This is a genomic window from Lutimaribacter marinistellae (assembly GCF_042648365.1).
In the GTDB taxonomy this organism is placed as follows: domain Bacteria; phylum Pseudomonadota; class Alphaproteobacteria; order Rhodobacterales; family Rhodobacteraceae; genus Lutimaribacter_A; species Lutimaribacter_A marinistellae.
Genome location: NZ_JBHRXI010000010.1, coordinates 435471 through 460352 on the forward strand (window position 1 = coordinate 435471; position 24882 = coordinate 460352).

The following is a 24882-nucleotide window of genomic DNA, read 5'->3' on the forward strand; positions in this document are numbered from 1 at the left end:
GGGCAGATTGGGGCAAGACCAAGGCGATTGCGTGCGGATTGCCTAAAACTAGCCGTTTTTGTGCATTACGAGCGTGGTCCATTCACCAATTTCGCCGCGCGACGCGACACTGGTTCCGATCTGGCAATAATGCCCAGCTACCTCATCCGCTTGCTCGTTGAGAATCCCCGAAAGAATCGCATATCCGCCGGGGCGGAGATGGGAGATCAGATCCTCTGCAAGCGCCATCAGCGGTCCCTTGAGGATATTGGCGAAGATCAGATCGTAAGGTGCGGCATCGGCAAGTTGCGGGTGGTCGAACCCTGCAGCCTCGACACAGGTCACGCTGCCTCCCATCCCGTTCGCCTGCAGGTTGGCCTCGGCCACGTCAACAGCAACGGCATCAATGTCGCTGGCGATAAAGGTGCCATCCCACACGCGCGCCGCCGCCATTGCCAGAACGGCGGTACCACATCCGATGTCTGCGACTCTTCGTGCTTCAAACCCTTCGTTGAGCAGCCTGTCGAGAGCCTTCAGGCAGCCCAAGGTCGTTCCGTGGTGCCCCGTACCAAAGGCCATGGCAGCCTCGATCAGAAGCGGAATCCGCCCCTCCGGCACCTTGTCGGCATCGTGACTGCCATAAACGAAAAAGCGCCCGGCCTCGACCGGGGCAAGCTCGCGCCGGACATGCGCCACCCAGTCGGTTTCAGGCACCTCGGACACGGTGAAAGGTTTCGCACCGAAGGCTGCGGCCAACAGAGCGAGCGCGGCTTCATCAGGCGCTTCGGTAAAGTAGCCGCCGACCTCCCACAGGCCCGATCCGTCTTCGAGTTCGAAAACGCCGACGCCTGTCGGTTCCGGCTCCAGCCGCTCCATCGCTTCGCCCAGCGCTTCGGCGCCGGTTTTGCCGGAAAGGGTCGTAAGGGCGGTGAATGTGGTCATCATCGTCTCCGAAATCTGTCGGCATGGGCGTAGGGTCGCGGCGGTTCGAGGTCAAGCGCCGGCAGGTCTCGCCGCTCCAGCCCGCAGACATAGCGCCACCCAAGCCAAGCCACCGTTACGCCCGCGACGATCGCAACCAGTGCCTGCGCATAGATCACCCCGGAAGAGCCGAAGACCGCCGCAAGCCAGATGGCGGCCGGCCAGGTGAGGACGCCATCCCGCGTCCAACTGGCCAAGGTGGACCATGCCGGCCGCCCCAGCGCGTTGAACGCGGAATTGGCGACGAACAGGGCCGCGGCGAAAACAAAGGACCCGGCGCCGATCATGACGAAACTTCGTACGACCTGCGCGCCCTCTCCCTCCAGCCCGAAACCGCTGATCACATAAGGGCCAGCCGCCGCCAGGAGTGTCCAGGTTACCAGAGTGTAGGCAAATCCGAACACCAGCGCATCGCGATAGGTCGAACGCAGCCGCGCGTATTCCCGCGCACCGTAGTTCTGACCAAAGATGCCGCCGATCGCCCCCGCCAACGAGAAAACCCCGCCAAAGGCAACAACGGTCAGACGACCGACAACGGCCCAACCTGCCATCGCCTCGTCACCGAAACCGGCCATCACTGTCGTGAGCAGGTAGTTGCCCACAGGCGCCGCCTGCTGAGCAAGAATGGCCGGTACCGCGATTGCCAGATAAGGCCGCAAGGTCGATGCGACATCCGCAAGCGATGGACGCGCCATCAGGTCGTGCGTCCCAACTGCAAAGCGGAAGGCCTGCACCAGCATAACACATCTCGACAGGTTCAAGCCCAGCGCCGCTCCATCCAGCCCCATCTCGAGCCCGACGATCAGGAACGGGTCGACGATCATGGCAACGGACCCCGAGGTCAGAGTGACCATCATCGATCGGCGCCCATCTCCCTCTGCCCTCAAGGTACCATTGGCGATCATCGCGACCGCCATGATGCCAAGGGATGGTACGGACATCGCCAGGTACCGCGCGGCGAGGTCAGCTGTCTCTCCGGTGGCGCCGGCGACACGGACGATATCGTGTCGGAACAGGATTATCAGTACCGCAGCCGTCGTCTGCACCAGGCATGCGATGATCGCAGCGCTGGTCGCCGTTCTACGGGCCAAGGCGCGGTCGCCGGCCCCGATATGGCGCGACACCAGTGCGGTCGAGGCGATCATCAGGCCGATCCCGGCCGAAACGGAAAAGAACTGGATCGCGAAAGCGAAGCCTATCGCCGCCATCAGCACCGGTTCTCCCAGCCGGGAGATCCAGAACAGGTTGGCCGCATCGACCAGGAAGACAAAGGTAATTCCCATCGCCCCGGTCATGGTCATACGCACGACATGCCCCATGGTCGATCCGGTCAGGAACCTCCCCCTGTCAGACATGACAACTCATTCGGCAGGGGCCGCGCGGGCAAAGCGTGAGAACACCGTCTCGTTGCCCGGTTCCGGATGGCGGGGGATCATCAAAGCCAGCGTTAGCGAGACAAGTGCCATCCCCGCGGCCAACCCGAACACGGCACCCGGGGACACCACCCAAAGCAACCCCAGCGCGACCGGCAGGAACACAGCGGCAATATGGTTGATCGTGAACGCCACCGCGGCGGTCGGGGCGATATCGCCGGGGTCGGCGATCTTCTGGAAATATGTCTTCAACGCCAGGGCAAGACCGAACAGGATATGATCCACGACATAGAGGATGGCTGCCACCAGAACGCCCCAGCCGAACCAGTAGATGCCGCCATAAGCCGTGAACACGATGGCGAGACCGACATATTCGAAGGTCAGGGTCCGCCGCTCTCCGAACGTGGCGACCGCGCGGCCCAGCAAAGGCGCGACGATCATGTTGACGATCAGATTGATGAGATAGAGCGCGGTCAGTTCATGCACCTCGAAGCCGAACTTTTCGACCATCATGAAGCCGGCGAAGACCATGAATATCTGCCGCCGCGCGCCGGACATGAACTGTAGAGCGTAGTAAAGCCAGTAACGTCGACGCAGGATCATCTTCTTGACCTGCGGGTGCGGTGCTTCGAACTGGGGATAGGCGACGAGACAGAAGAGAGCAGCAAGAAACGTCGCCGCGCCGGCAGTCATGAACACGAGATTATAGCCGAGGTTCAGCGTCTCCCACATCATCACGATGAGGATAAACACCACCAGCGTCACTGCCGAACCCGTCGCCATGAGCCAGCCCAGCATCTGCGGCGCACGGTCCTTGGGCAGCCATTGAAGTTGCAGCGACTGGTTCACGGTCTCGTAGTAATGAAAGCCTATGGAACTAAGAAGGGTCAGCGCCAACAACCCTCCCAACGAGGGAAACCAAGCGGTAAATGCCGTCGCCACCCCCAACAGCATCAGCGAAACGAGACCAAGCACCTGTTCCCGCACGAAGATGATGATCGCGATGACGCCGACCGCAAGAAAGCCCGGAATTTCACGCACTGTGTGCAACAGTCCGATGTCGGCCCCATCGAACCCGGCGGCCTCGATCACGAAGTTGTTCAGCAGCGCGTACCAGGCATAAAACGCGATCGGCATCGACGCCGCCATGACAAAAAGCAGCGTGGTCGGACGACGCCAGAGGGGCAATGAACGCGCCTCGGCCAAGGGAACGGTTTTGGTCATGTAACGGGCATACGCCCGTTCATATGGCTTGGCGAGACAAAAAGCCCGGATGCACATCTGATCTGCATCAATGCGAAGGTGCCTGCCAGCCGTTAGGTCAACGCATCAATTGCGATGCGTGAATATCTTGGGAGCCGGTCCAATGGATTTTGTCAGTCTTGTTGAGAGGATCGGGGAAGCACCCACCGCGGCACTGTTCGGGCTGGCGACTGGCATCATGTTCGGCGTGGCCGCACAACGCTCGCGGTTCTGTCTGCGGGCCGCGACGGTAGAATTCGCACGCGGTCGCATGGAAGACAAGGTCGCCGTATGGCTCCTGACCTTTTCGACCGCAGTGGTCTGGGTACAGCTCGCCCAGCTTTTGGGACTTTTTCAGGCAGCCGATGCACGCATGATGGCGGTACCCGGCAGTTGGTCGGGCGCGGTTATCGGCGGCTTGATGTTCGGTGCGGGAATGGTTCTTGCCCGGGGCTGTTCAGGACGCCTGCTCGTCTTGGCCGCGACCGGCAATCTGCGCTCGGTCGTCTCGGGCCTGATCTTCGCCGTTGTCGCCCAGATGAGCCTGTCCGGCATCCTGTCGCCGATGCGTGACAAGATCGCGGCACTCTGGATCACCGAGGGCGGGCGCAACGTGAACCTGCTTTCGGCCTTGGGTCTGCCGGAAGTATCCGGTTTGTTGATAGGTCTTGCATTTGCCGTTCTGGCGCTTGTCCTGTCGCGTCGGCAGCGGATCGGGGCATCGCGGCAGATCTTCGCCTCGGGTGTCGGGTTTGCCGTCGCCGTTGGCTGGGTGCTGACATTTTCGCTTGCCCAGATCGCCTTTGAGCCGGTGCAGATCGAAAGCGCGACCTTCACTGGACCCTCAGCACATACGCTCATGTATTTCCTTGAGCGCGACCCAGTTCTTGAGTTCGACGTGGGACTCGTGCCCGGCGTATTCATCGGAGCGATGATCGCCGCCTGGTTCGCTGGAGAGATGAAGTTCCAAGGCTTCGATGGACCTGTCACCATGCGAAAGGCAATGGTCGGTGCGGCGATGATGGGATTTGGCGGAATGCTGGCAGGCGGGTGCGCGATCGGCGCCGGTGTGACCGGCGGGTCCATATTCGTTGGCACGGCCTGGGTTGCATTGTTCTGCATGTGGATCGGCGGAATGGTCACCGATTACCTCGTCGATCAACCCGCCGCAGCGGTGACCGCCTGACCTCGCCGAAACCGGGTTTCGCATTACCTCGTTAACCAGGAAGATACCCGGAGAAACCCGATGCACCGTACTCTACGCCTGATCTGCCTGCTCGCCCTGCTTCCCGGCAGCGCCTTGGCATTTACCGCTTTCAACCGGCACGAGGTCGAGCCGGTTGGCAATGGTGTGTTCGAAGTTCTCAACGAGGTCGGATCGGGTGCCCAGCAATATTGGTGCGGTGCCGGAGACTACGCGATCCGGGTTCTTGGGGCAGGCGCCACGCAGCGCGTTTATCTCTGGCGGGCCAAGGGACCGGCGCAAACGCGCGCAAACAGGCAATCAGTGCAGTTTTCGCTGACCGCGCCGACAGGCGTCGATACGACCCCGGGGCTGTCCTTGTCGACGAAACGTGTCGGGGACAACATGACTGCGGCGTCGGCGCAAAACTATTGCTACGACCGGGTCCGCGACGAACCGTGGCTGTTCCCCTGACGCTACATGAAGCTTTGCGGGTCGATATCGACAGATAGCCGCAAATCCCCCTTGAGGCGTATCGGCGCGATCCATTGCGTGATGGCCTCTTGCAAGGGAACGCCCTTTGCGGCCTTAACCAACAAACGGACCCGGTGCCGCCCGCGAACACGGGCGACCGGCGCCGGCGCCGGGCCGAAAACCTGAGCGCCAATCCTACGCAGAGGCCCATCATTTCGCGCCAGTGCGTTTCCAAGGTCAAAGACCGCGCCCACCTCTGGACCCGACAGGATGATGCCAGCCATACGACCGAAGGGCGGCACCTCGGCTGCCTGTCGGCCGGCAGCCTCGGCACGCCAGAAATCCTCCTCGTCCCCGGACAGGATGGCCCGGATCACCGGATGTTCAGGCTGAAACGTCTGTAAGAGCGCCTGACCGGGCTTTTCCGCCCTGCCAGCCCTGCCTGCCACCTGTCGCATCAACTGAAACGTCCGCTCGGCTGCGCGCAGGTCGGATCCTTGCAACCCCAGATCGGCATCGATCGCCCCAACCAGTGTCAGCTTGGGAAAGTTATGTCCCTTGGCGACGAGTTGCGTGCCGATCACGATGTCCGCCTCGCCCGCTGCGATCTCTTCGATCCGGGCCTTGAGCGCACGCGCGGAACCGAAGAGGTCGCTGCTGAGCAATGCGATCCGGGCATCGGGAAACGCTGCTTCGGCCTCTTCGGCCAATCGTTCGATCCCCGGACCGACCGGGGCCAGCTTCCCCTCGACACCGCAGGACGGGCATTTCACGGGAATGGGTTTCGTTTCGCCGCACTGGTGGCACATGAGGCGGTTGAGAAAGCGATGTTCCACCATCCGCGCATCGCAATGATCGCACCCCACCTGCTGACCACAGGCCCTGCACAGGGTCACAGGCGCATAGCCGCGCCTGTTGATGAACAACAGCGACTGCTCGCCCGCCTCCAACCGCCGCCGCACCGCACCTCGCAGCGACGGCGAAATCCAGGTACCGGGCTGCATCGCCTCGGCGCGCATATCGATCGCCTTCATCTCGGGCAGCACCGCGTCGCCGAAACGGGATGTGAGGGTGAGGCGGTCGTACTTCCCTGCCTCGGCGTTGACCCAGCTTTCCAAGCTGGGTGTTGCGCTCGCCAATACGACGCGCGCACCGCAAATCGCTGCACGCAACACTGCCATGTCGCGGGCATTGTAAAGGACACCGTCCTCCTGCTTGTAGGAGGTGTCGTGCTCTTCATCGACGATGATCAATCCCAGGTCGCGAAACGGCAGAAAAAGCGACGAACGCGCGCCGACGACAAGCTGGGTCCCGCCCTGACCGACCATGCGCCAGATCCGCCGCCGTTCGGTGACGGTCACGCCAGAGTGCCATTCCGCAGGCTTCGCCCCGAACCGCGCCTCGACACGGGTCAGAAACTCGGCCGTCAGCGCAATTTCGGGCAGCAGGACCAGTGCCTGACGGCCAAGCCGCAGCGTTTCGGCCACCGCTTCCAGATAGACCTCGGTTTTGCCGGAACCGGTGACTCCCTTGAGCAGAGTCGTACCGTAGCCTCCCCCACGCAAAGCTTCTCGCAGCGCTTGCGCGGCGTCGGCCTGATCTTCGGTCAGGGTCTTGCCCGGGCGTTCGGGGTCCAGAACCGGATAGGGCGTATCGCGCGGGCTGTCTTCCTCGCGTACCGCGCCCTGCTTGGCCAACCCCTTGACGACTGAAGAGGTGACACCAGCCATCTCCGCCAATTCCTTGAGCGTGAAGGCCAGCCCGCCATATTCGCGCAATACCTCAAGCACGCGGCTGCGCGCTTCGGTCATTCGATCAGGCAGACCGTCGCCCAACCGATAGATCTTGCGCATCGAGGGCGGGTCGGCCAGTCCCGGAGCGCGGGTTGCAAGGCGCAACATCGCTGGCATCGGGGTCAGGGTGTAATCGGCAGCCTTGCCCAAAAACTGGCGCATCTCTGGCCGCATCGGGGCCACGTCCAGAACCCGGTGCACCGGGCGAATCCTTGACCGGTCGAAATCCCCGCGCCCGGGTCCCCAGACCACGCCGAGTACGCGCCGCGGACCCAATGGCACTTCGACAAACGCACCGGCGAAGCAGCCCCCCTCCGGAGCGACATAGTCGAGCAGGCGGTCCAGCGGCTGTGTCGTCAGCACCGCGACCAGCGCGCCTTCTTCGAAATACTCAGATCCGCTCACGGGCTTGGGCAATCCTCGGCAGGGGTTTCGGCAGGATGACACTTGGGGTAAAGCCAAGCGCGACAGAGGCCAACCCATCAAAGGACTGCCGCCATGAAATTCTTCGTTGATACCGCCGAGATCGACGCCATCGCCGAATTGAACGACCTTGGCATGGTTGACGGCGTGACAACTAACCCCTCGCTGATCCTGAAATCGGGCCGCGACATCCTCGAAGTCACCAAGGAGATCTGCGACCTGGTCGACGGGCCCGTCTCGGCCGAGGTGGTCGCGACCGAAGCAGACGACATGATCGCCGAAGGCCGCAAGCTCGCCGAAATCGCCGAGAATATCGCGGTCAAGGTGCCGCTGACCTGGGCCGGGCTCAAGACCTGCAAGACACTCACGGACGAAGGCCGCATGGTCAACGTCACTCTGTGTTTCTCGGCAAACCAGGCGCTGCTGGCGGCCAAGGCGGGCGCGACCTTCATCTCGCCCTTCATCGGCCGGCTCGACGATATCAATCTCGACGGTATGGACCTGATCCAGGACATCCGCACGATCTATGACAATTACGGGTTCGAGACACAGATCCTTGCCGCCTCGATCCGCACGGTGAACCACGTCACCGAAAGCGCCCGGATCGGCGCCGACGTGATCACCGCGCCGCCAGCGGTCATCAAGAAACTTGCCGATCACCCGCTGACCGACAAGGGCCTCGAAACCTTCCTCGCCGACTGGGCCAAAACCGGGCAGAAGATCCTCTGACATCGGCGGGCGGAATGCGTGGCCCATCGTGACGTTGCCCATGTGCGCTCATGAATGCGCTAAAGCCAATGTAAGACGCGGCTGACGCAGTGTGACCGCGCCGCGCCCCGCAAGGGCGCGGTGCCCGGCCCAACTGACGGGGTCCGATCAACGATCGGGCCGCGGCGGGCGGGAGCACGCCCGAGCTTGTCGAGCGGTGGGATTTTTTCCGCGCCATCGCCCGCAACCCGTGCTATACAAAGCCAAATCAAAAGAGGCACAGATGAGCAGTCGCCCGAAACTCGAAGACACGCTGCGAGAAAAGATTCTCGCTGCTCCAGATGCGGTTCTGGAAGACAAGGACCTGATGAACGCGCTCGTCGCGGCAAACGAGCGTGCCATGGGCGGCAACATCATCGACCTGCGCGGCATTGCGATGGAACGGCTCGAAGCACGGCTCGACCGGCTGGAAGACACCCATCGCTCGGTCATTGCCGCGGCCTACGAGAACCTTGCCGGCACGAACCAGATTCATCGGGCCATCCTACGAATGCTCGAGCCGGTGGAATTCGAAGGGTTCCTGAAAGATCTCGGTAGCGACGTGGCCGAAATCCTTCGTGTCGATGCGATCACATTGGTGCTCGAGACGGTTCAGGATGCCGAGGAACCGGCCGTCAAGCGGTTGGGCGATGTCCTTTGCGTTGCCGAACCCGGGTTTCTGCGCAGCTATCTGACGCGCGACAGGGGCGGCGAGCCGCGGCAGGTCACGCTCCGCCAGCTCGGTGACGCATCACGCCGGATTTATGGCGAGCGTGCGGACTGGATCAGGTCCGAAGCCTGCCTCCTGCTCGACCTCGGCGAGGGTCGCCTGCCCGGCATGCTCGCGCTCGGCGCCGAGGATCCCCATCACTTCACGCCGCAGCAGGGCACCGACCTGCTCGGCTTTTTCGGCGGCGTATTCGAAAGGTCGATGCGCCACTGGCTCAAGTGAGCCTGATCTCCCCTGCTTGCCGCGATGCGCTGCAAGCGTGGATTGATCACGGTCGCGCCATTCAGGGGCAAGCCGAGGCGACCTTGACCGCCTACAGGGCCGATGTTGTCGAGTTCCTGTCCTTCATGACGGCGCACCGTGGCGAGCCTCAAGGTCTAGGAGCGCTGGAAGCGGTGACAACCGCCGAGATGCGGGCCTGGATGGCGGGACTTCGCGGCGACGGCGTCGGCGCGCGCTCGCTCGCGCGCAAACTCTCAGCGGTCAAAGCGTTCTACCGCTGGCTCGCCTCCCGCGAAGGGTTCGAGCCAACGGCCGTCCTGTCGGTGCGCCCGCCCAAGTTCCAGCGTAAACTGCCGCGACCGCTGGCCGAGGACGCAGCCCGCGACGTACTTGACACCGTTGCCCTGCAAGCCCGTGATGGATGGGTCGCGGCACGGGACGTGGCGGTGGTAACGCTTCTTTACGGATGCGGTTTGCGAATATCCGAGGCTTTGGGCCTCAAGGGGCGCGATGCTCCGCTGCCGGATGTCCTGCGGATCGTCGGCAAGGGCGACAAGGAACGGCTGGTGCCCGTTCTCCCCGCAGCACGCGACGCAGTTCAGAACTACCTGGCTCTCTGCCCGCATCCGAAAGAAGCGGACGCACCACTCTTTCGCGGCGTTCGTGGCGGACCGCTGCGGGCAAATGCGATACAGAGCGCTATGGCAAAGACCCGCCTGCAACTGGGCCTGCCGTCATCCGCGACACCGCATGCGCTTCGGCACAGCTTCGCCACGCATCTGCTGGCGGCCGGCGGCGACCTGCGCGCCATACAGGAGCTTCTTGGCCACGCCTCGCTGTCGACGACGCAGGCTTACACGGCTGTGGACACCGCACGCCTCATGGAAGTCTACGCGCGGACACACCCCAAAGCCTGATCCGCTCTTTCCAACCGTTTGCAGTCTGGGCCTTAATGCGTCATGGAAGGGCGATGACACCAAAACTCCAAGCCACGCTCGTCCACCTCTTCACAGCTACCGGCGCTGTTTTTGCCATGCTCGCGATGCTCGCGGCCGTGGACGCGCGGTGGGACCTGATGTTCCTGTGGCTGGTGGTCGCCTTCATTGTCGACGGAATAGACGGGCCGCTTGCCCGCCGTTACCACGTGCAGACCCACGCGCCAGAGTTCGATGGTGTGCTTCTCGATCTCATCATCGACTACCTGACCTATGTCTTCATCCCAGCCTTCGCCTTGTTCAAGTCGGGCCTGATGGACGGTTGGACCGGCTGGTTCGCCATTATCGTCATCACGTTTGCCAGCGCGCTGTACTTCGCCGATACCCGGATGAAGACAAAGGACAATTCTTTCTCGGGCTTCCCGGGTTGCTTCAACATGGTGGTTCTGGTGATCTTCGCCGTCGAACCGAGCTTCTGGATCAGTCTCGTGCTGGTAACGCTGCTCTCGGTCGCGATGTTCCTGCCGCTGAAATTCATCCACCCCGTCCGGACCGAGCGGTGGCGCGCAGTGTCGCTGCCGATGGCGTTTGCATGGACTTTCTTTGCCGGCTGGGCGGCATGGGTGGATTTCCACCCCGAAAGCTGGGCGCATTGGGGGCTGGTGACGACCAGCATATACCTCGTATTCGCAGGTATCGCGCAGCAATTGATCCCCGAGCGCACGGCCTGAGCCGCGCGCTCGGGCCGACCCGCTACAGAACGCTTTCGATCTCGACGTCCTTGCCGTTATGGGTGAAGGTTTCGCCTTCCTTGAGACCGGCCATCGCCTGGTAGATTGGGCTCTGCGTTGAAATACCCATATAGGTCTCACCATCGACCTCGAACCGCTGCGTCGAGACGCAGACGACGAAATTTCGACCGCCGAAACTTACCACGGCACCTGGCCCGACCGTATCGCTCAACGACCAGTCGGTGTTCTCGATCGCGTCGATCTTGCCATGATGTGTCTGCACGGGGGCCTCGAAGGCATGGGCCAAATCGGCATTCTCACGCGCGATGGCCATGTCGTCGTTGTCGTGCGTTTCACGGTCGCTCAGATGCGAGTCGGCCATGTAGGCTTCGTAATGCGCGATGGCCGCGGCCAGTTCGCTTTCCTCCAGCGACATAAGCCGGGCATGAACGGCCTTCTTCTTCGCGGCGCGGTCGGTCATTGGCGTCTCCTTGTTTTGCCGCCCGATCCTTTCCATTTCGGACAGGCGCGGCATTGATCTCTGTCAGATCAGCAAGCTAGCGGCCCCTTCGTGCCGCAGCAAGGCCACCTTGGTCTCGACCCCGCCCCTGCCTGAATAGCCTGTCAGCCCCTTGGCGCCCATCACGCGGTGACAGGGTATGATGATCGGGATCGGGTTCGCGCCGCAGGCCTGTCCGACGGCCTGTGCCGGTACTCCAAGCGCACGGGCGATATCACCATATGTGCGGGTTTCTCCGAATGGAATGTCCAGCATCTTGCGCATGACCCCGCGCTGCAGGTCCGATCCTCGGATAGCCAGGGGAAGATCGAACCGCGTAAGCTCACCCCGGTCATAAGCCTGCAATTGACCTGCGGCCTCTTGCAATATCGGCGTCGGATCGAATTTGGGGGCATCGCCCCAATCCAGCCGAACGATTTCCCCATCCTCTTCCGTCACGGTGAGCATGCCGAACCCGGTATCCACGGCGATAGAAGACATTTTCACCCCCTGGGCAAGCCGAGGCGGATCGGCCCTGTCGCGCTTTCAGGATCAACGGGAAGACCCTTTTGCGTTGCTTCGATCCGCCCTTCCAGAACGAGCCTGCCAGCCACGGATCGAACCGTGGTCATCAGCGGCCGCCAATCCTGCACGAGGTTCCGCGCAATATCGGACGGGCAAAAGGTTTTTCCGACCCCGCGCCGATGCGCGAGGTCGAGTATCGCTTGCGCGATGATATCATCCGAGGGCTGCGTCACACCGTCCAGTGTTCAACCAACTTCCATTTCTTTGAATCAGGGTTTTGCGTCACCACACCCTCACTTTCCATGACAGCCAGAATGGTTCGAGAAATGTGCCCAACGTGTTCGACGTGTCCACCGTAAATGCCCAGTGTTTTGCCTATTTCGACATTGCGCATTCCTTCACTTGGACCAGTTTCCAAGATCGTACGAACCGATGCTTTCAGCATAGCCAAGGCCGCTTGGGCATCACTGTAAGCCTTGTTGCGCTCACTCGTCATTCCAAAGCCTCTTCACATCGCCCACAGACGCCCGGATGGGAGTGACGCCCCACATCCGGCAGGATCTTCCAGCAGCGCTGGCATTTCTCGCCTTCGGCACGTTCGAACACGACGCTGACGCCCTGCACTTCGGGCATGCGGAACGCCTCGGACGGCGACGGGTCGCCGGTTACGCTCAGGCCTGAGGTGATGCACAGATCATCCATATCGCTGCGCTTGACCAGCTCGCGCAGGTCGGCATCCTCGACATGAACCACCGGTGCCGCCTCGAGGCTCGAGCCGATGACCTTGTCGCGGCGCTGCACCTCGAGAGCAGAGGTTACGACGCGGCGAACCCGGCGCAGGCGCGCCACGCGGGCCTCGATATCTTCATTGCGCCAATCACCTGGCGTCTCGGGGAAATCGACCAGGTGAACCGAGCTGTCATCGCCCGGGTACCGTTCCAGCCAGACCTCCTCCATCGTGAAGACGAGAACCGGCGCGAGCCACGTCGTCAACCGGTGGAACAGCAGATCCAGCACCGTCCGCGCGGCCTTGCGGCGCGTGGTATCGCCGTCGCAATAAAGAACATCCTTGCGGATATCGAAATAGAAGGCCGACAAGTCCACCGTGGCGAAGTTGAACACTGCGCTGAACACGTCCTGGAAATCGAACCGCGCATAGCCGTCGCGCACACGTGCATCCAGCTCGGCCATCCGGCTCAGAACCCACTGTTCGAGCGCCGGCATCTCCGCCGGGTCGATCCGGTCGGCCTCGGTGAAGTCGGCAAGGCTGCCCAGCATGAACCGCATCGTGTTGCGCAGACGGCGATAGCTGTCCGCCACACCTTTCAGGATCTCGGGTCCGATCCGCTGGTCGGCGGTGTAATCGGTCTGCGCCACCCACAGCCGCAGGATGTCGGCGCCGTATTGCTTGACGACCTCCTCGGGCACGATGGTGTTGCCGAGCGATTTGGACATCTTGTTGCCCTTCTCGTCCAGCGTGAACCCATGCGTCACCACGTTGCGATAAGGTGCCCGGCCCAGCGTGCCGCAGGCCTGCAGCATCGAGGAATGGAACCAGCCGCGGTGCTGGTCCGTGCCTTCCATATAGACGTCGGCAATGCCATCCTCGGTCCCGTCCTCGCGGTCGCGCAGGACGAACGCATGGGTGGAGCCGGAATCGAACCAGACATCGAGGATGTCGAACACCTGCTCATATTCCGCCGGATCGACGATACCGGACAGGAACCGCTCTTTGGCACCGTCTTTGTACCAGCAGTCGGCGCCCTCTGCCTCGAAGGCTTCGGCGATGCGGGCGTTGACCGCATCGTTGCGCAGCAGGAAATCGGGATCGGTCGGCAATGCACCGGCTTTCACGAAACAGGTCAGAGGAACACCCCAGGCACGCTGCCGCGACAAAACCCAATCGGGACGCGTTTCGATCATCGAGTAGAGCCGGTTGCGGCCGGTCTGCGGCCACCACTTCACCAGCTCGTCGATCGAGGTCAGGGCGCGGCTGCGGATCGTCTCGCCATGCGTGTTCTGCCCGTCACCGACCGGTCTGTCGATAGCAACGAACCATTGTGGCGTGTTGCGATAGATCACCGGTGCCTTCGATCGCCAACTGTGAGGATAGCTGTGCTTGATCTTTCCGCGCGCCAGCAGGCCGCCCACCTCGACCAGCTTGTCGATCACCGCCTTGTTGGCATCGCCCTCGCCGCCCTTGCGGCTGAGGATATACTTGCCGCCAAAGAACGGCAGATCCGCACGGAAGGAGCCGTCATCCATCACGTTGTAGGTGATGACCTCTTCAAGCATTCCCAGATCGCGATAAAGCTCAAACTCCTCCATCCCGTGGCTGGGCGCGCAGTGTACGAAGCCTGTGCCTTCTTCGTCGGTGACGAAATCGGCGGCGCGGAAATCGCGCGGCTGGTCCCATTCGCCGTTGGAGCCTTCGGCCCCCTTCAGCGGATGGCTTAGCGTCATGCCGGCCAGCTGCGCAGCACTCACGTCGCGGACGCGCCGCCATTGATCGTCGGAGAGCCGCGCACGGGCCATCACGTCGCCGGCCAGCTTGTCGGCGAGGATGAACCGGTCGCCAACACTTGCCCAGCACTCGTCAGGCGTGCCGGTCACTTCGTAGAGCCCGTAAGAAAACTCCTCGCCGAAGACGACCGCCTTGTTCGAGGGGATGGTCCACGGCGTGGTGGTCCAGATGACGACATGCGCGCCGACCAGATCCTGTGCCGCATCGGGTAAGTCGACGCTTTCGACACGGAACTTCACCCAGATGGTGAAGCTTTCCTTGTCGTGATACTCGATCTCGGCCTCGGCCAGCGCGGTCTTTTCGATGGGCGACCACATCACCGGCTTGGACCCCTGATAAAGCGTGCCGTTCATCAGGAACTTCATGAACTCCTCGGCGATCACCCGTTCTGCGTGGAAATCCATCGTCAGGTAGGGATCGGCCCAGTTGCCCGTGATGCCCAGCCGCTTGAATTCCTCGCGCTGGATATCGACCCAGCCCTCGGCGAACTTGCGGCACTCCTGGCGGAAGTCGATGACATCCACCTGGTCCTTGTTCTTGCCCTTCTTGCGGTACTGCTCCTCGATCTTCCATTCGATGGGCAGGCCGTGGCAGTCCCATCCGGGAACATAGCGGCTGTCAAAGCCCATCATCTGGTGCGACCGCACGATCATGTCCTTGATCGTCTTGTTCAGCGCGTGACCGATATGCAGGTGCCCGTTCGCGTATGGAGGACCGTCATGCAGGGTGAAGGCCGGGCGGCCCTCTTTCTCACGCAGGCGGTCATAGACTCCGATCGTTTCCCACCGCTCCAGCCAGGCCGGCTCGCGCTTGGGCAGGCCCGCGCGCATCGGGAACTCGGTCTTGGGAAGGTTCAGGGTGTCCTTGTAGTCTCGCGTCTCGGTCGTCGTGTCGGCGCACATGTGTCGCGTCCTTGGAATAATCGTCTTTCAGGGGATCGGTTCGATCGGTGCGAAATCTCCACACCTTGGCCCGGCGTCTCGAGGATCAGAGCGCCGGGTTGGTAATTCGAATGATGATGGCAAAAGGTCTGGCCATGCGGGCCTTATATGGCCAGCCCATGCGCGCGTCCAGTGCCGCAATGCCGCGCTCAGGGATGGAACAGGGTCCCCACCCCATAAGCGATGAACGCCGCAGCGCCCCCGATCGCCAGGGTCTCCATTGCCGAATGCCACCAAGGCGCCAGCGACCAGCGGCTTTTGACCGCGCCTATTGCAAAGAAAACCGCGCCGGTCATCCATGCGGATATCGCGAATGCGCCTTCGAATTTCAGGAGAAACGGCAGCAGCGGGATCATTCCGGCGACAAGGAAAGACAGGAACGTCGCAAGGGCGGCACGCATCGGATGCGGATCGACGGGTCCAAGCCCATACTCCCCCTCAAGCATCATCGCGATCCAGTTCTCGCGATTCGCCGTTACGGCCTGTGTCGCCTCGTCCAGAACCTGACCCGAGAGCCCTTTTTGCGCCAGTATCTCGCGGACTTCCTCGCGCTCGCCGTCGGGATACAGACGGATATGCCTTTCTTCGACGGCCCGTAGACGGCGGATATTGTCCAGTTCGGCCTTGGTCCCCGAGTAGTTGCCAGCCGCCATCGAAAACCCGTCTGCCAAGACATTGGCAATCCCGAGCGCCACGATGATGAACGGTGACAACCCCGCGCCGGCCACGCCAGCCACGATGGCAAATGTGGTGACGGACCCATCGATGCCGCCATAAACCACGTCCCGCAAAACGCCTTGTCCGGGCGGCGCGTTGATCCGCTCGGCGATTTCCTCCTTGCTGTGCCCGTGGTCTTGCATGGCTGTGGCTCGCTTTTCCACAGGACACTAGCAGTGGCGGGGAACGCCCGACTTGACCGAGATCATTCGACCTTGCTGCGGCGTGGGACCAGCCCGGTCAATGCCCGGCCAATCACCGATCGCACGGATGGCCGGTGTCGGGACGAGAAAGGCAAGGGACGACACACTTCCATAGCGGCAACCCCCACACGCGCACTGAGCGCGCCATTGACCAGCCCTTCGCCGAACCGGCGGGACAGCTTCGACAGAACAGACCCACCGAGGATCGGCTCGATCAGATCGTCGCCCGCAGCAACCGCACCGGTGGCCACGAGATGGGCAAAGACTGCCCGCGTCAAACGCCAGCTGCCCAACGTTCCTGCCCTGCCGCCATAGATCTCGGCCACACGTCGGATCATGCGCAGCGATGCCCCCAACGCGGTCGCGACATCGGCAAGGGCGAGCGGCACAAGGGCGGTCACGGTTGCAACCTGCCGCGCCGCAGCCTCGACTTCGCGCAATGCAGCGGCATCGAGCGGCGCCAGCAACTCGTCCTCGGCCATGGCGAAAAGCGTCTCGGCATCGAACGGCTCCTCCAGCCGTTCGCGCAGCCTGTCGCGACCCCAGCGGACCTCCTCTCGGCCGCCATAGAAGGCGACAAGGCGGCGCGTCACGGCACGGGCTTCTTCCAGATCGGCGTCGGCAAGCGCGGTATCGGCGGCCATGCGCAGGTCGTCGACCTTGCCCAGCCGTCCGATCGCTGCGGCTTCGCGCAGAACGATCAGCAGGAACACGAAAGCCAGCGCCGCGATCAGGCCGGACACCGCCCAGCCCAGTGCTGGAACACGATCAATCAGGGACATGGCGAAATCCCAGGCAGCAACCGATATCCACGCCCCCAATACGGCCGCGGTCAACCCCCAGAACCAACGCGCCAAGCGCGAAGGTTTGCGCGCCGCAACACGCGCAGCGATCTGCATCGCCTCGCCTTGTGGTGGGGCCATATCGGGAACCGGCGGCGCGTCGCTCACCTTTGGTGCAGGCTGCGCATCATCCTCCAGGTCGAAAAGGATTGGGCCTTGGCTCATGCGGTCACATTCTCCCTGATCCAGACATAGGCAATATCGGGCAGGTTTTCATCGTTTTCCGCCCCGGTGCCGCGCCCGGCCACAGTAAAACCGTTCCGTTCATAGAAGCGATTTGCAGGCCCGTTGGCAGCAAAAGCGCGCAAATGAAGACGTTCGCAACGATCCTGAGCGGCACGCAACAGCACGGCCCCCCAGCCCCGCGCCTGAACCGACGGCGCGAGGTACAACGCAACGATTTCCTCACCGTCACGCGCCAAAAACCCTTCAACGCGGCCCCGATGTTCAAGAACCGTTACCCATCCCCGGTCGATCATCTTTCCACAATGGGCGATGGTTTCGGCCTCGGACCACAATTCGGGCATCCACGCGGTGTCCCGTGCGAACGCGTGAAGGATACTGCCTGTCCTGCCCGCGTCGGTGGGGCGTGCCGGACGCACACGAATGCTCACAGCCGGTCACCAATCAGGAACTGCGCCGCGCGGTCCAGGCGGATATGCGGGGGGCCATCGCCAGGCGACAACGTGAGAGGGGCGGGCGCAAAGCGCATGTAGCCGAAATCGGCCTCCAGCCACGCCTCGGCCCCCTTGCGAGCCGGCCCCAACAGGTGCGAAGGATCCTCTGGCAGGGCGCCGGGATAGAACGCCGCCTGCTTGCCGGTCTCCTCCAACCTGCCACGGACACAAGGAAGCTCTCGGCCGTCATGTGTGCGGATCTCTTCGGTCGTTGCCCGAAGCGAGGCAAGCGAAAGCGCGGCGGTGTCTGCACCGGCAAACCGAGCCTTGTCGCGGGCCTCACGCGTCAGCGCCTCCATGATCGCCGTCAGGCGCGGATGTTGGGTGTGGTGCAGGTGGTCGGCCTTGGTGGCCGCGAACAGGATCCGTTCGACGCGCTTGCCCAGCAGCAACTGGGTCAGCCACGCGTTACGACCGGGACGGAACGCCCCGAGAATGTCTGCCATGGCCAGTCGCATATCCTCGACTGCCTGCGGCCCGCTATGGATCGCGCCCAGCGCATCCACCAGAACAACCTGCCTGTCGATACGCGCGAAGTGCTCGTGAAAGAACGGCTTGACCACTTTTGCCTTGTAGGCCTCGAAGCGGCGCTCCATCTCGCGGCCCAACGATTTGCGCGGCAGGTTATCGACATCGGCCAAAGGCGCAAAAGTCAGCGCGGGAGAGCCCGCAAGATCGCCGGGCAACAGGAACCGCCCCGGCGTGCAATCGTAAAACCCTGCTCCGCGCGCCGCCGACAGATAGCCGGTGAAACTCCGCGCCAGTGCCTGTGCCGCCGGTTCGTCGTGTGCCGCACCGGCATCGGTTGCACGGACCAGGCCGACGAACTCGGCCGCTTCGGTCCGCGGCTCGATCCGGCTGAGCGTTTCCGCAGACCATTCGGCATAGCTCTTGTCCAAAAGCCCCAGGTCCAGCAACCACTCCCCCGGATAATCCACGATATCGAGGTGAACCGTCCGCGGCCCCTGCAATCCCGACAGAAGGCCTGCGGGCCGAACCTTCAGCGACAGGCGCAACTCCGAAACCGCCCGCGTGCTGTCAGGCCAATGCGGCTCCGTCCCGATCAGCGCGGCAAGATGCGCCTCGTAGTCGAAGCGGGGAATCGTGTCGTCTGGCTGCGGTTGCAGGTAGGCCGCCAGAATGCGCGCCTCGGATTGCGCGACAAGACCCGGCATGCGCCCCCGGTCCAACAGGTTGGCGACAAGCGAAGTGATGAAAACCGTCTTTCCAGATCGCGCGAGGCCGGTGACGCCCAGCCGGATCACAGGCTCGAAGAATGCCTCCGATACGGTATCGCCGACGGTTTCGACGCCGCGAAAGATGCTGTCGGCGATAGAGGATATGACCAATTGACTGCCTCGCACTGCTCTTCGCCGCAAGATAGGCAGGGCGTGCCGTCAACACCACCCCTGCCCTTGCCTGCCCGCGTTGCGCACGCTACCAGCGCGCCATGCCGAGATACGCGTTGAAAATCGAATACCAGGGCGCGCCATTCGCCGGGTGGCAGCGCCAGAAGGACCAACCATCGGTGCAGGGCGCGGTCGAGGACGCCCTGACGCGGCTCGAACCCGGTCCGCACACCATCGCGGCTGCGGGGCGCACCGATGCCGGTGTTCATGCATTGGGCCAGGTCGCGCATTGCGATTTGACCAAGGATTGGGACCCGTTTCGCCTGTCCGAGGCGTTGAACTATCACCTGAAGCCTGCCCCGGTTGCCATCGTGGCCGTGGCACAGGTCGACGATGATTGGCATGCCCGTTTCTCTGCCATTGAGCGTCAGTACCTTTTTCGTATTCTCCAGCGTCGCGCCCCTGCCACGCATGACAAGGGCCAGGTTTGGCGCATCGGTCACAGGCTGGACGCCGAGGCCATGCAGACAGCGGCGAACGTGCTGTTGGGGCGGCACGATTTCACGACCTTTCGGTCGTCGATCTGCCAGGCCGCCAGCCCCGTCAAGACGCTGGACGAGCTACGCATAGAGCGGGTGGACGGGTTTTCGGGACCCGAGATCCATTTCCACGTCCGCGCCCGATCGTTCCTGCACAACCAGGTGCGTAGTTTTGTCGGCACGCTTGAACGCGTCGGGGCCGGGGCATGGACGCCCGAGGATGTGCGTGACGCGTTGGAGGCACGAGACCGCGCGGCCTGCGGACCCGTCTGCCCGCCCGAAGGGCTGTACCTTGCGCGCGTCGGATACCCGGAAACGGTGTTCGGCTAGGGTTACACAACGCGCAGGAACAGGCCGCCCGCGATCATCGCAACGACAAGTCCCGCGGCCATTTCTATCATCGGCAAGGCAACTCCCGCGACGCGCCAGGCCGATGCAGCACCGGCAAGACCACCGCGCATTCCGGCCGACATCAAACCGACGCCCACGGTGACGACCGCTGTACCAAGCGCCATTGCGAACGCGCCTGCAATACCCGTGGCTGCGATACCCATCTGCCAGGTCAGGATCAGGACGAAAACCGCACCCGTACAGGGTCGCGCCGCAATGCTCGCCACGAGGATCAACGCCTCGCGCAGCGAGCCGACATTCTCGACCTCTTCAAGGCTCGGGCCATGTCGATGACCGCATTCCGAGCATGCCTGGCCATGACCATGGTCGTGGTGATGATGATGGTCGTGATCATGGTGATGTTCATGATCGTGGTTATGGTGGTGATCGTGGTTATGGTGGTGATCGTGGACATGCTGATGGTCATGATGCGCCATCGCCGGTCCACGCGTCGCGAGCAGTTTCCGGGCGCCACGCCAGACGAGCCACACACCAACCAGCGCGATGGCGGCATAGCTCGCGGGTGCCATGATCCGTTCGGTGACGCCGACCAGTTGCTGGCGTCCCAGGTTCAGCAGGGCGACCCCGGCATAGACCAGCACCACTGCGGTAACCGCCTGCCCAAGGCTGGCGGCAAGTCCGATGCCAGCAAGCCGCAGAACCGGCACCTTTCGGCCCAGCCCGTAGCCGCCCACCAAGACCTTGCCATGACCCGGCCCCACGGAATGGAAGAAGCCATAGGCAAAGCAAACGCTCAGCAGCAGCATGACCGCCTCGGGTTGGCCTGCCCGCACCGCGCGCAAGGCAGTGGCGATCTGGTTCTGGAATTCCCGCTGCTCTCCCGCGGCCCAATAGGCCAACTGGTCGAAGCCGCCGCTTGCCCAGAACCACCCGATAATCAGAACCGCCGCACCGGCGGGCACAATCAGGAGACGGGACATGTAAGCCGGATCTCTGTCGCGAATTCCTCGCCCACGAGGGGGATGTCGTTCTCTTCCAGATCGGCATCGGCGTCAATCGTAAGCAGCATGGCCCGCATCTGCGCAAGTTGTCCGTCGATATCCGGCACGACCTTGTCGATCGCACATCCAGCCCGGCCGTTGACCGTAACCGGGCGGGTCACCTCGTAGGCGGTGTAATACATCTCGTCGAACGGCATGACCGACAGGACCTGCCCGTCAATCACGGGCGCGCCCGACACTTCGCGCAGGTGGGTCGAGACGATCCGCCCCTGCTCCGTCGTGGCCGTCGGCTCCAACGGCCCCGAAAGCTCCAGTTGTTGACCGCCCAAGCGCATGACCAGATCACCGTTGTATCCTTCGACCCACTCGGCGTCGAACCCGGCAAGCTGGCCCTCCTCCGCTTCGGTCAGGACGCCATCCATGTCGTTGTCGAGCCGCATTTCCTCCAGCAGCATCAAGGAGTAGAAATCGTCATAGGCCCATTCGACCCGCACATGGGTCAGGCGGCCCTCGTCGTCAAAGATGAGTTCGATACCGGTGTCCACGAATACATGTGGATGCGCCGCCAAACCGGCGGGCAGGCAACAGGCCAAAAGGGGAATGATCCAACGCATGACCCGATCATATTGCGGCGCGTGCAACGGAACAATGACTGCGCGCCCCTGATTCCCGCAGCGGACCCCGATGGGCGGAAACTTGCGCGCCTAACGCTTGAGCGGGTGCAGAACCAGCGTCTGCAGAGCGACCGCGACCGGCCCCTTGGTGTCATGCAGGATGGAATGGGACATGCCAATCCCGGTCCCGTGCCAATGCGACAGCGCCTCGGATGCCAGCCACTCGCTTTCCGGCTCGCGATGGATCTGCAGTGTCAGATCCGTATTCATGAATCCGAAGCGCACCGGTGGCTCGTTCCATGAGATCCCGTTGCCGCAATCGGCCAGCGCGCAAAGCGACTGGATCGGCGACTGGTCCTCCCCCTCCAAAAGCTGCGGCGTCCGCATCCAGACCGTCTTGGGGCCGGGTGCGCGCGACGCGCCCTTAGGGTAGGCCATGTCGACGAACGCACCAAAGGCAGGCTTGTCATGCAGGGCCCCTATCAGCAAGGAGTCATCCTGTTCCGCCTCGTCCCAATCGGGCGAGGCCACCTGCGCCGTCGGCACATCCTCAAGATCCTTGCGCACGAGGTGCATGGAACTGGCCGTCATGCACAATGTGCCGTCCAGTGCGTGGACCTCCACCCGCGTGGTGGCGAGTGTCCGCGTGCTGCGCGCCACCTCCGTCACCACCTTCAGACCGTCCAGCGGCAACGGCTTCAAGACGTCGAGCGTCAGCCGGGTCAGCATCTTGTCCGGCCCCACGGCCAGTTCGGCAGCCCGCGCGACCAGTCCGGTGACCGGCCCCGCGTGGCAGTGATCGGGCGACCACGGGCCGCGCGCGGGGTCGTTGCCGAAGAACACATCGTCCTCGGCCTGCCGGAAATAGGCCTGCGCAGTCATGGGATCAGACTTTTTCCTGCGTATACTTCTTCAATTCGGTCCGAGCGACCTGACGGCGATGAACAGCGTCCGGCCCATCGGCAAGGCGCAGTGCCCGCTGCCCCGTCCATGCCATGGCCAGTGGCGTGTCCTGGCTGATGCCCTGCCCGCCATGCATTTGCATCGCCTCATCGATGACCTTGAGCGCCAGACGCGGCGCCACGACCTTGATCTGGCTGATCCAGGGCGCGGCCGCCCGCGCATCACCCTGGTCCATCATCCACGCCGCCTTGAGGCACAGAAGGCGGGCCATCTCGATTTCCATCCGGCATTCGGCGATGATGTCGTAGTTCGCACCAAGCTGGGCCAGCTTCTTGCCGAACGCCTCCTTTGACAGCGACCGTTTGCACATACGCTCCAGCGCCACCTCGGCCTGACCGATCGAACGCATGCAGTGATGAATACGACCGGGCCCAAGCCGCCCCTGAGCGATCTCGAACCCGCGCCCCTCGCCGAGCAGAATGTTATCGGCCGGCACACGCACGTTCGTGAACCTGATATGCATATGTCCATGGGGGGCATCGTCGTGACCGAACACAAGCATCGGGCGCAGGATCTCGATACCCGGCGTCTCGGCATCGACGACTATCATCGACTGGCGCTTGTGCTTCGGCAGGTCGTCACCGCCGGTCTTCACCATGACGATGTAAACCTTGCAGCGCGGATCCCCCGCCCCGCTGGCCCAGTATTTCTCTCCGTTCAGCACATAGTGATCGCCATCGCGAACGCAGGACATTTCGATATTCGTGGCATCCGAGCTTGCTACGTCGGGTTCGGTCATAAGGTAGGCCGAACGGATCTGACCGTCGAGAAGCGGCTCAAGCCATTGCTTCTTCATCTGGTCGTTGCCGTAGCGCTCGAACACCTCCATGTTGCCGGTGTCCGGCGCCGAGCAGTTGAACACCTCCGCTCCGAGCGGCGTCTTGCCCATCTCTTCGGCGAAATAGGCATATTCAACCGTCGACAGGCCAAAGCCCCGCTCGCTGTCGGTCAGCCAGAAGTTCCACAAACCCGCGGCCTTGGCCTTGGCCTTCAACCCTTCCAGGATCTCGGTCTGCCGCTCGGTGTATTGCCAACGATCCCCTTTGGCGACCTCGGCGTGATACTCTTCCTCGAGCGGCATGATCTCGTCCCGGATCATCGCCGCAACGCGACCGAGCAGCTCACGGTTCTCCTCCCGCATGCCGAAACTCATGTTCTGGATGCTCATGCTCTCTCCTCCTCGCGCGCGCGCTTTACCTCGGGCGGAGGATGGCTTAGCTGGCAAAGCAATGTCCAGTTGCTTGACGGGACGTTACAGAAAAGTTTGAGAGGAAGGGCACATGGCACTGCTGATCGATATCGGCCACGACGGATGGATGCGTAACGAGGATCTGGCCCAGAAGCTCAAGGCCTTTTTCCCCGGCGCGGATATCCGCACCCGAGAGGCCCTCGGCGATCCGGCCGAGGTCACAATGGTCGCCGTCTCGCGCCTGTCCGAGGATCTGCCGGGCCTTCTGCCGAACCTCCAGCTCGTCCAGAAACTCGGCGCCGGGGTCGAGACCATTGTCGCGCACCCGGCGCTCCCACCGCATATCCGCGTCACTCGCCTGCGCCCCGACGCCCCCGCGCGCGAAATTGCCGAGTGGTTCCTCGCCCATATCCTCGTGCGCCAGCGCAATCTCAGGGAATATGCCAAGGCACAGGAAGAGCGCCGCTGGTCGCCGATCGAACCGGCCGAGACGCCGGAAACCACGGTCGGCGTTCTGGGCCTTGGCACGATCGGCGCACGCAGCGCATTGCTCCTGCGCGACCTCGGCTACCGTGTCGTCGGATGGAGCGCATCGCCCAAGTCCCTCGAAGGCGTCGACTGCCGGCACGGTCAGGCGGCTCTGCCCGATCTGCTGTCCGAGTGCGATCATGTCTGCTGCATCCTCCCCTCGACACCCCAGACACGCGATCTGTTCGATGCCGCGATGCTCGCGCGCATGAAGCCCGGCGGCACGCTCCTCAACGCCGGACGCGGCGACCTCATCGACGAAGCGGCGCTGCTGGCCGCACTTGCCGAGGGTACACCCGGCCATGCCGTGCTCGACGTCACGCGCACCGAACCCTTGCCGCAGGACAGCCCGCTCTGGAGCGATCCTAACGTGACAATCACCCCGCATGTTTCGGGCTGGCATCTTGGCGATGCGCTGACAGACGTGGCGGAAAACTACCGCCGCCTTGTCGAGGGCACTCCCCTCCTGCACGAAGTCGACCGAACCCGGGGCTACTGACAGGCCGATCAACAGACCAAGCTCAAATGGAACGCCGTGCGCTCGATGCTTGCTCCGACTGACCGTCCGTCAGGACGGTCACGCAAAGTGGCGGGCCGACAGGCCCGC

At 62.9% G+C, this 24882-nt stretch carries 25 protein-coding genes; 8 read left to right on the forward strand and 17 right to left on the reverse strand.

What is annotated here, in order from left to right; genetic code table 11:
* Positions 1 to 48: 48 nt before the first annotated feature.
* The 3 genes from ACFORG_RS10915 to ACFORG_RS10925 are packed head-to-tail and all read right to left on the reverse strand — an operon-like array spanning position 49 to position 3557.
* Positions 49 to 921, reverse strand: a complete 873-nt coding sequence (locus tag ACFORG_RS10915; RefSeq protein ID WP_386735469.1) for a 50S ribosomal protein L11 methyltransferase — start codon at positions 919 to 921, stop codon at positions 49 to 51.
* Positions 921 to 2315 (reverse strand): MATE family efflux transporter, encoded by a 1395-nt coding sequence (locus ACFORG_RS10920; protein ID WP_386735470.1) that lies wholly within the window; start codon positions 2313 to 2315, stop codon positions 921 to 923. The genes ACFORG_RS10915 and ACFORG_RS10920 overlap by 1 nt, the downstream gene beginning before the upstream one ends.
* A 6-nt stretch (positions 2316 to 2321) precedes the next feature.
* A complete protein-coding gene (locus tag ACFORG_RS10925) occupies positions 2322 to 3557 on the reverse strand; it encodes an MFS transporter (RefSeq protein WP_386735471.1) in 1236 nt (411 codons plus the stop codon).
* Between the two features lie 142 nt (positions 3558 to 3699).
* On the opposite strand from ACFORG_RS10925, the gene ACFORG_RS10930 reads away from it, so the two are divergent.
* Entirely contained in the window at positions 3700 to 4761 is a 1062-nt protein-coding gene (locus tag ACFORG_RS10930) for a YeeE/YedE family protein (protein WP_386735472.1), read from the forward strand.
* Positions 4762 to 4821: 60 nt separating this feature from the next.
* Complete coding sequence (locus tag ACFORG_RS10935; RefSeq protein ID WP_386735473.1) at positions 4822 to 5232, forward strand: hypothetical protein; 411 nt, start codon at positions 4822 to 4824, stop codon at positions 5230 to 5232.
* A gap of 2 nt (positions 5233 to 5234) precedes the next feature.
* Here the strand turns inward: ACFORG_RS10935 and ACFORG_RS10940 are convergent, their stop codons facing one another.
* The gene (locus ACFORG_RS10940) at positions 5235 to 7430 is read right to left on the reverse strand and encodes a primosomal protein N' (RefSeq protein ID WP_386735475.1); all 2196 of its coding nucleotides are present in this window, start codon (positions 7428 to 7430) and stop codon (positions 5235 to 5237) included.
* A 93-nt stretch (positions 7431 to 7523) separates the two neighbouring features.
* Between ACFORG_RS10940 and fsa the strand changes: the two genes are divergently transcribed.
* The 4 genes from fsa (at position 7524) to ACFORG_RS10960 (ending at position 10813) form a co-directional block, all read left to right on the forward strand.
* On the forward strand, positions 7524 to 8177 hold the full coding sequence (gene fsa / locus ACFORG_RS10945) for a fructose-6-phosphate aldolase (RefSeq protein ID WP_386735476.1): 654 nt from the start codon (positions 7524 to 7526) through the stop codon (positions 8175 to 8177).
* A gap of 262 nt (positions 8178 to 8439) precedes the next feature.
* A complete protein-coding gene (locus ACFORG_RS10950) occupies positions 8440 to 9147 on the forward strand; it encodes a DUF484 family protein (protein WP_386735477.1) in 708 nt (235 codons plus the stop codon).
* On the forward strand, positions 9144 to 10064 hold the full coding sequence (locus tag ACFORG_RS10955; protein ID WP_386735479.1) for a tyrosine recombinase XerC: 921 nt from the start codon (positions 9144 to 9146) through the stop codon (positions 10062 to 10064). Before ACFORG_RS10950 ends, ACFORG_RS10955 begins: the two co-directional genes overlap by 4 nt.
* Positions 10065 to 10117: 53 nt before the next feature.
* The gene (locus ACFORG_RS10960; RefSeq protein WP_386735480.1) at positions 10118 to 10813 is read left to right on the forward strand and encodes a CDP-alcohol phosphatidyltransferase family protein; all 696 of its coding nucleotides are present in this window, start codon (positions 10118 to 10120) and stop codon (positions 10811 to 10813) included.
* A gap of 22 nt (positions 10814 to 10835) precedes the next feature.
* Here the strand turns inward: ACFORG_RS10960 and ACFORG_RS10965 are convergent, their stop codons facing one another.
* The 9 genes from ACFORG_RS10965 to ACFORG_RS11005 all read right to left on the reverse strand — a co-directional run bounded on the left by ACFORG_RS10965 (position 10836) and on the right by ACFORG_RS11005 (position 19090).
* Positions 10836 to 11294, reverse strand: coding sequence for a hypothetical protein (locus ACFORG_RS10965; RefSeq protein WP_386735481.1), 459 nt, complete (start codon positions 11292 to 11294; stop codon positions 10836 to 10838).
* 63 nt (positions 11295 to 11357) lie between these two features.
* Positions 11358 to 11813 carry a methylated-DNA--[protein]-cysteine S-methyltransferase gene (locus ACFORG_RS10970; RefSeq protein WP_386735482.1) on the reverse strand — a complete coding sequence of 152 codons (456 nt, stop codon included), beginning with the start codon at positions 11811 to 11813 and terminating at the stop codon, positions 11358 to 11360.
* 2 nt (positions 11814 to 11815) lie between these two features.
* Positions 11816 to 12070 (reverse strand): DUF3253 domain-containing protein, encoded by a 255-nt coding sequence (locus tag ACFORG_RS10975; protein ID WP_386735483.1) that lies wholly within the window; start codon positions 12068 to 12070, stop codon positions 11816 to 11818.
* On the reverse strand, positions 12067 to 12333 hold the full coding sequence (locus tag ACFORG_RS10980) for a hypothetical protein (protein WP_386735484.1): 267 nt from the start codon (positions 12331 to 12333) through the stop codon (positions 12067 to 12069). Before ACFORG_RS10980 ends, ACFORG_RS10975 begins: the two co-directional genes overlap by 4 nt.
* On the reverse strand, positions 12330 to 15263 hold the full coding sequence (ileS, locus tag ACFORG_RS10985; RefSeq protein WP_386735485.1) for an isoleucine--tRNA ligase: 2934 nt from the start codon (positions 15261 to 15263) through the stop codon (positions 12330 to 12332). Before ileS ends, ACFORG_RS10980 begins: the two co-directional genes overlap by 4 nt.
* A gap of 188 nt (positions 15264 to 15451) precedes the next feature.
* A complete protein-coding gene (locus tag ACFORG_RS10990; protein ID WP_386735487.1) occupies positions 15452 to 16162 on the reverse strand; it encodes a VIT1/CCC1 transporter family protein in 711 nt (236 codons plus the stop codon).
* A 62-nt stretch (positions 16163 to 16224) separates the two neighbouring features.
* Entirely contained in the window at positions 16225 to 17229 is a 1005-nt protein-coding gene (locus ACFORG_RS10995) for a YcjF family protein (protein ID WP_386735488.1), read from the reverse strand.
* Positions 17226 to 17678: a GNAT family N-acetyltransferase gene (locus tag ACFORG_RS11000; protein ID WP_386735490.1), complete on the reverse strand. Its 453-nt coding sequence runs from the start codon at positions 17676 to 17678 to the stop codon at positions 17226 to 17228. The genes ACFORG_RS10995 and ACFORG_RS11000 overlap by 4 nt, the downstream gene beginning before the upstream one ends.
* Positions 17675 to 19090 (reverse strand): YcjX family GTP-binding protein, encoded by a 1416-nt coding sequence (locus tag ACFORG_RS11005; RefSeq protein WP_386735491.1) that lies wholly within the window; start codon positions 19088 to 19090, stop codon positions 17675 to 17677. The genes ACFORG_RS11000 and ACFORG_RS11005 overlap by 4 nt, the downstream gene beginning before the upstream one ends.
* Positions 19091 to 19191: 101 nt before the next feature.
* Here ACFORG_RS11005 and truA point away from each other — a divergent pair, with 101 nt between their 5' ends.
* A complete protein-coding gene (gene truA, locus ACFORG_RS11010) occupies positions 19192 to 19959 on the forward strand; it encodes a tRNA pseudouridine(38-40) synthase TruA (protein ID WP_386735493.1) in 768 nt (255 codons plus the stop codon).
* A gap of 2 nt (positions 19960 to 19961) precedes the next feature.
* Here the strand turns inward: truA and ACFORG_RS11015 are convergent, their stop codons facing one another.
* The 4 genes from ACFORG_RS11015 to ACFORG_RS11030 form a co-directional block, all read right to left on the reverse strand.
* Positions 19962 to 20960, reverse strand: a complete 999-nt coding sequence (locus ACFORG_RS11015; protein ID WP_386735494.1) for a nickel/cobalt transporter — start codon at positions 20958 to 20960, stop codon at positions 19962 to 19964.
* Positions 20945 to 21595 (reverse strand): DUF1007 family protein, encoded by a 651-nt coding sequence (locus ACFORG_RS11020; RefSeq protein ID WP_386735495.1) that lies wholly within the window; start codon positions 21593 to 21595, stop codon positions 20945 to 20947. Before ACFORG_RS11020 ends, ACFORG_RS11015 begins: the two co-directional genes overlap by 16 nt.
* 90 nt (positions 21596 to 21685) lie before the next feature.
* Complete coding sequence (locus tag ACFORG_RS11025) at positions 21686 to 22477, reverse strand: thioesterase family protein (protein ID WP_386735496.1); 792 nt, start codon at positions 22475 to 22477, stop codon at positions 21686 to 21688.
* Between the two features lie 4 nt (positions 22478 to 22481).
* Positions 22482 to 23726: an acyl-CoA dehydrogenase family protein gene (locus tag ACFORG_RS11030; protein ID WP_386735497.1), complete on the reverse strand. Its 1245-nt coding sequence runs from the start codon at positions 23724 to 23726 to the stop codon at positions 22482 to 22484.
* A gap of 112 nt (positions 23727 to 23838) precedes the next feature.
* Between ACFORG_RS11030 and ACFORG_RS11035 the strand changes: the two genes are divergently transcribed.
* Positions 23839 to 24774: a 2-hydroxyacid dehydrogenase gene (locus ACFORG_RS11035; protein ID WP_386735498.1), complete on the forward strand. Its 936-nt coding sequence runs from the start codon at positions 23839 to 23841 to the stop codon at positions 24772 to 24774.
* The last annotated feature ends 108 nt before the right edge of the window (positions 24775 to 24882 follow it).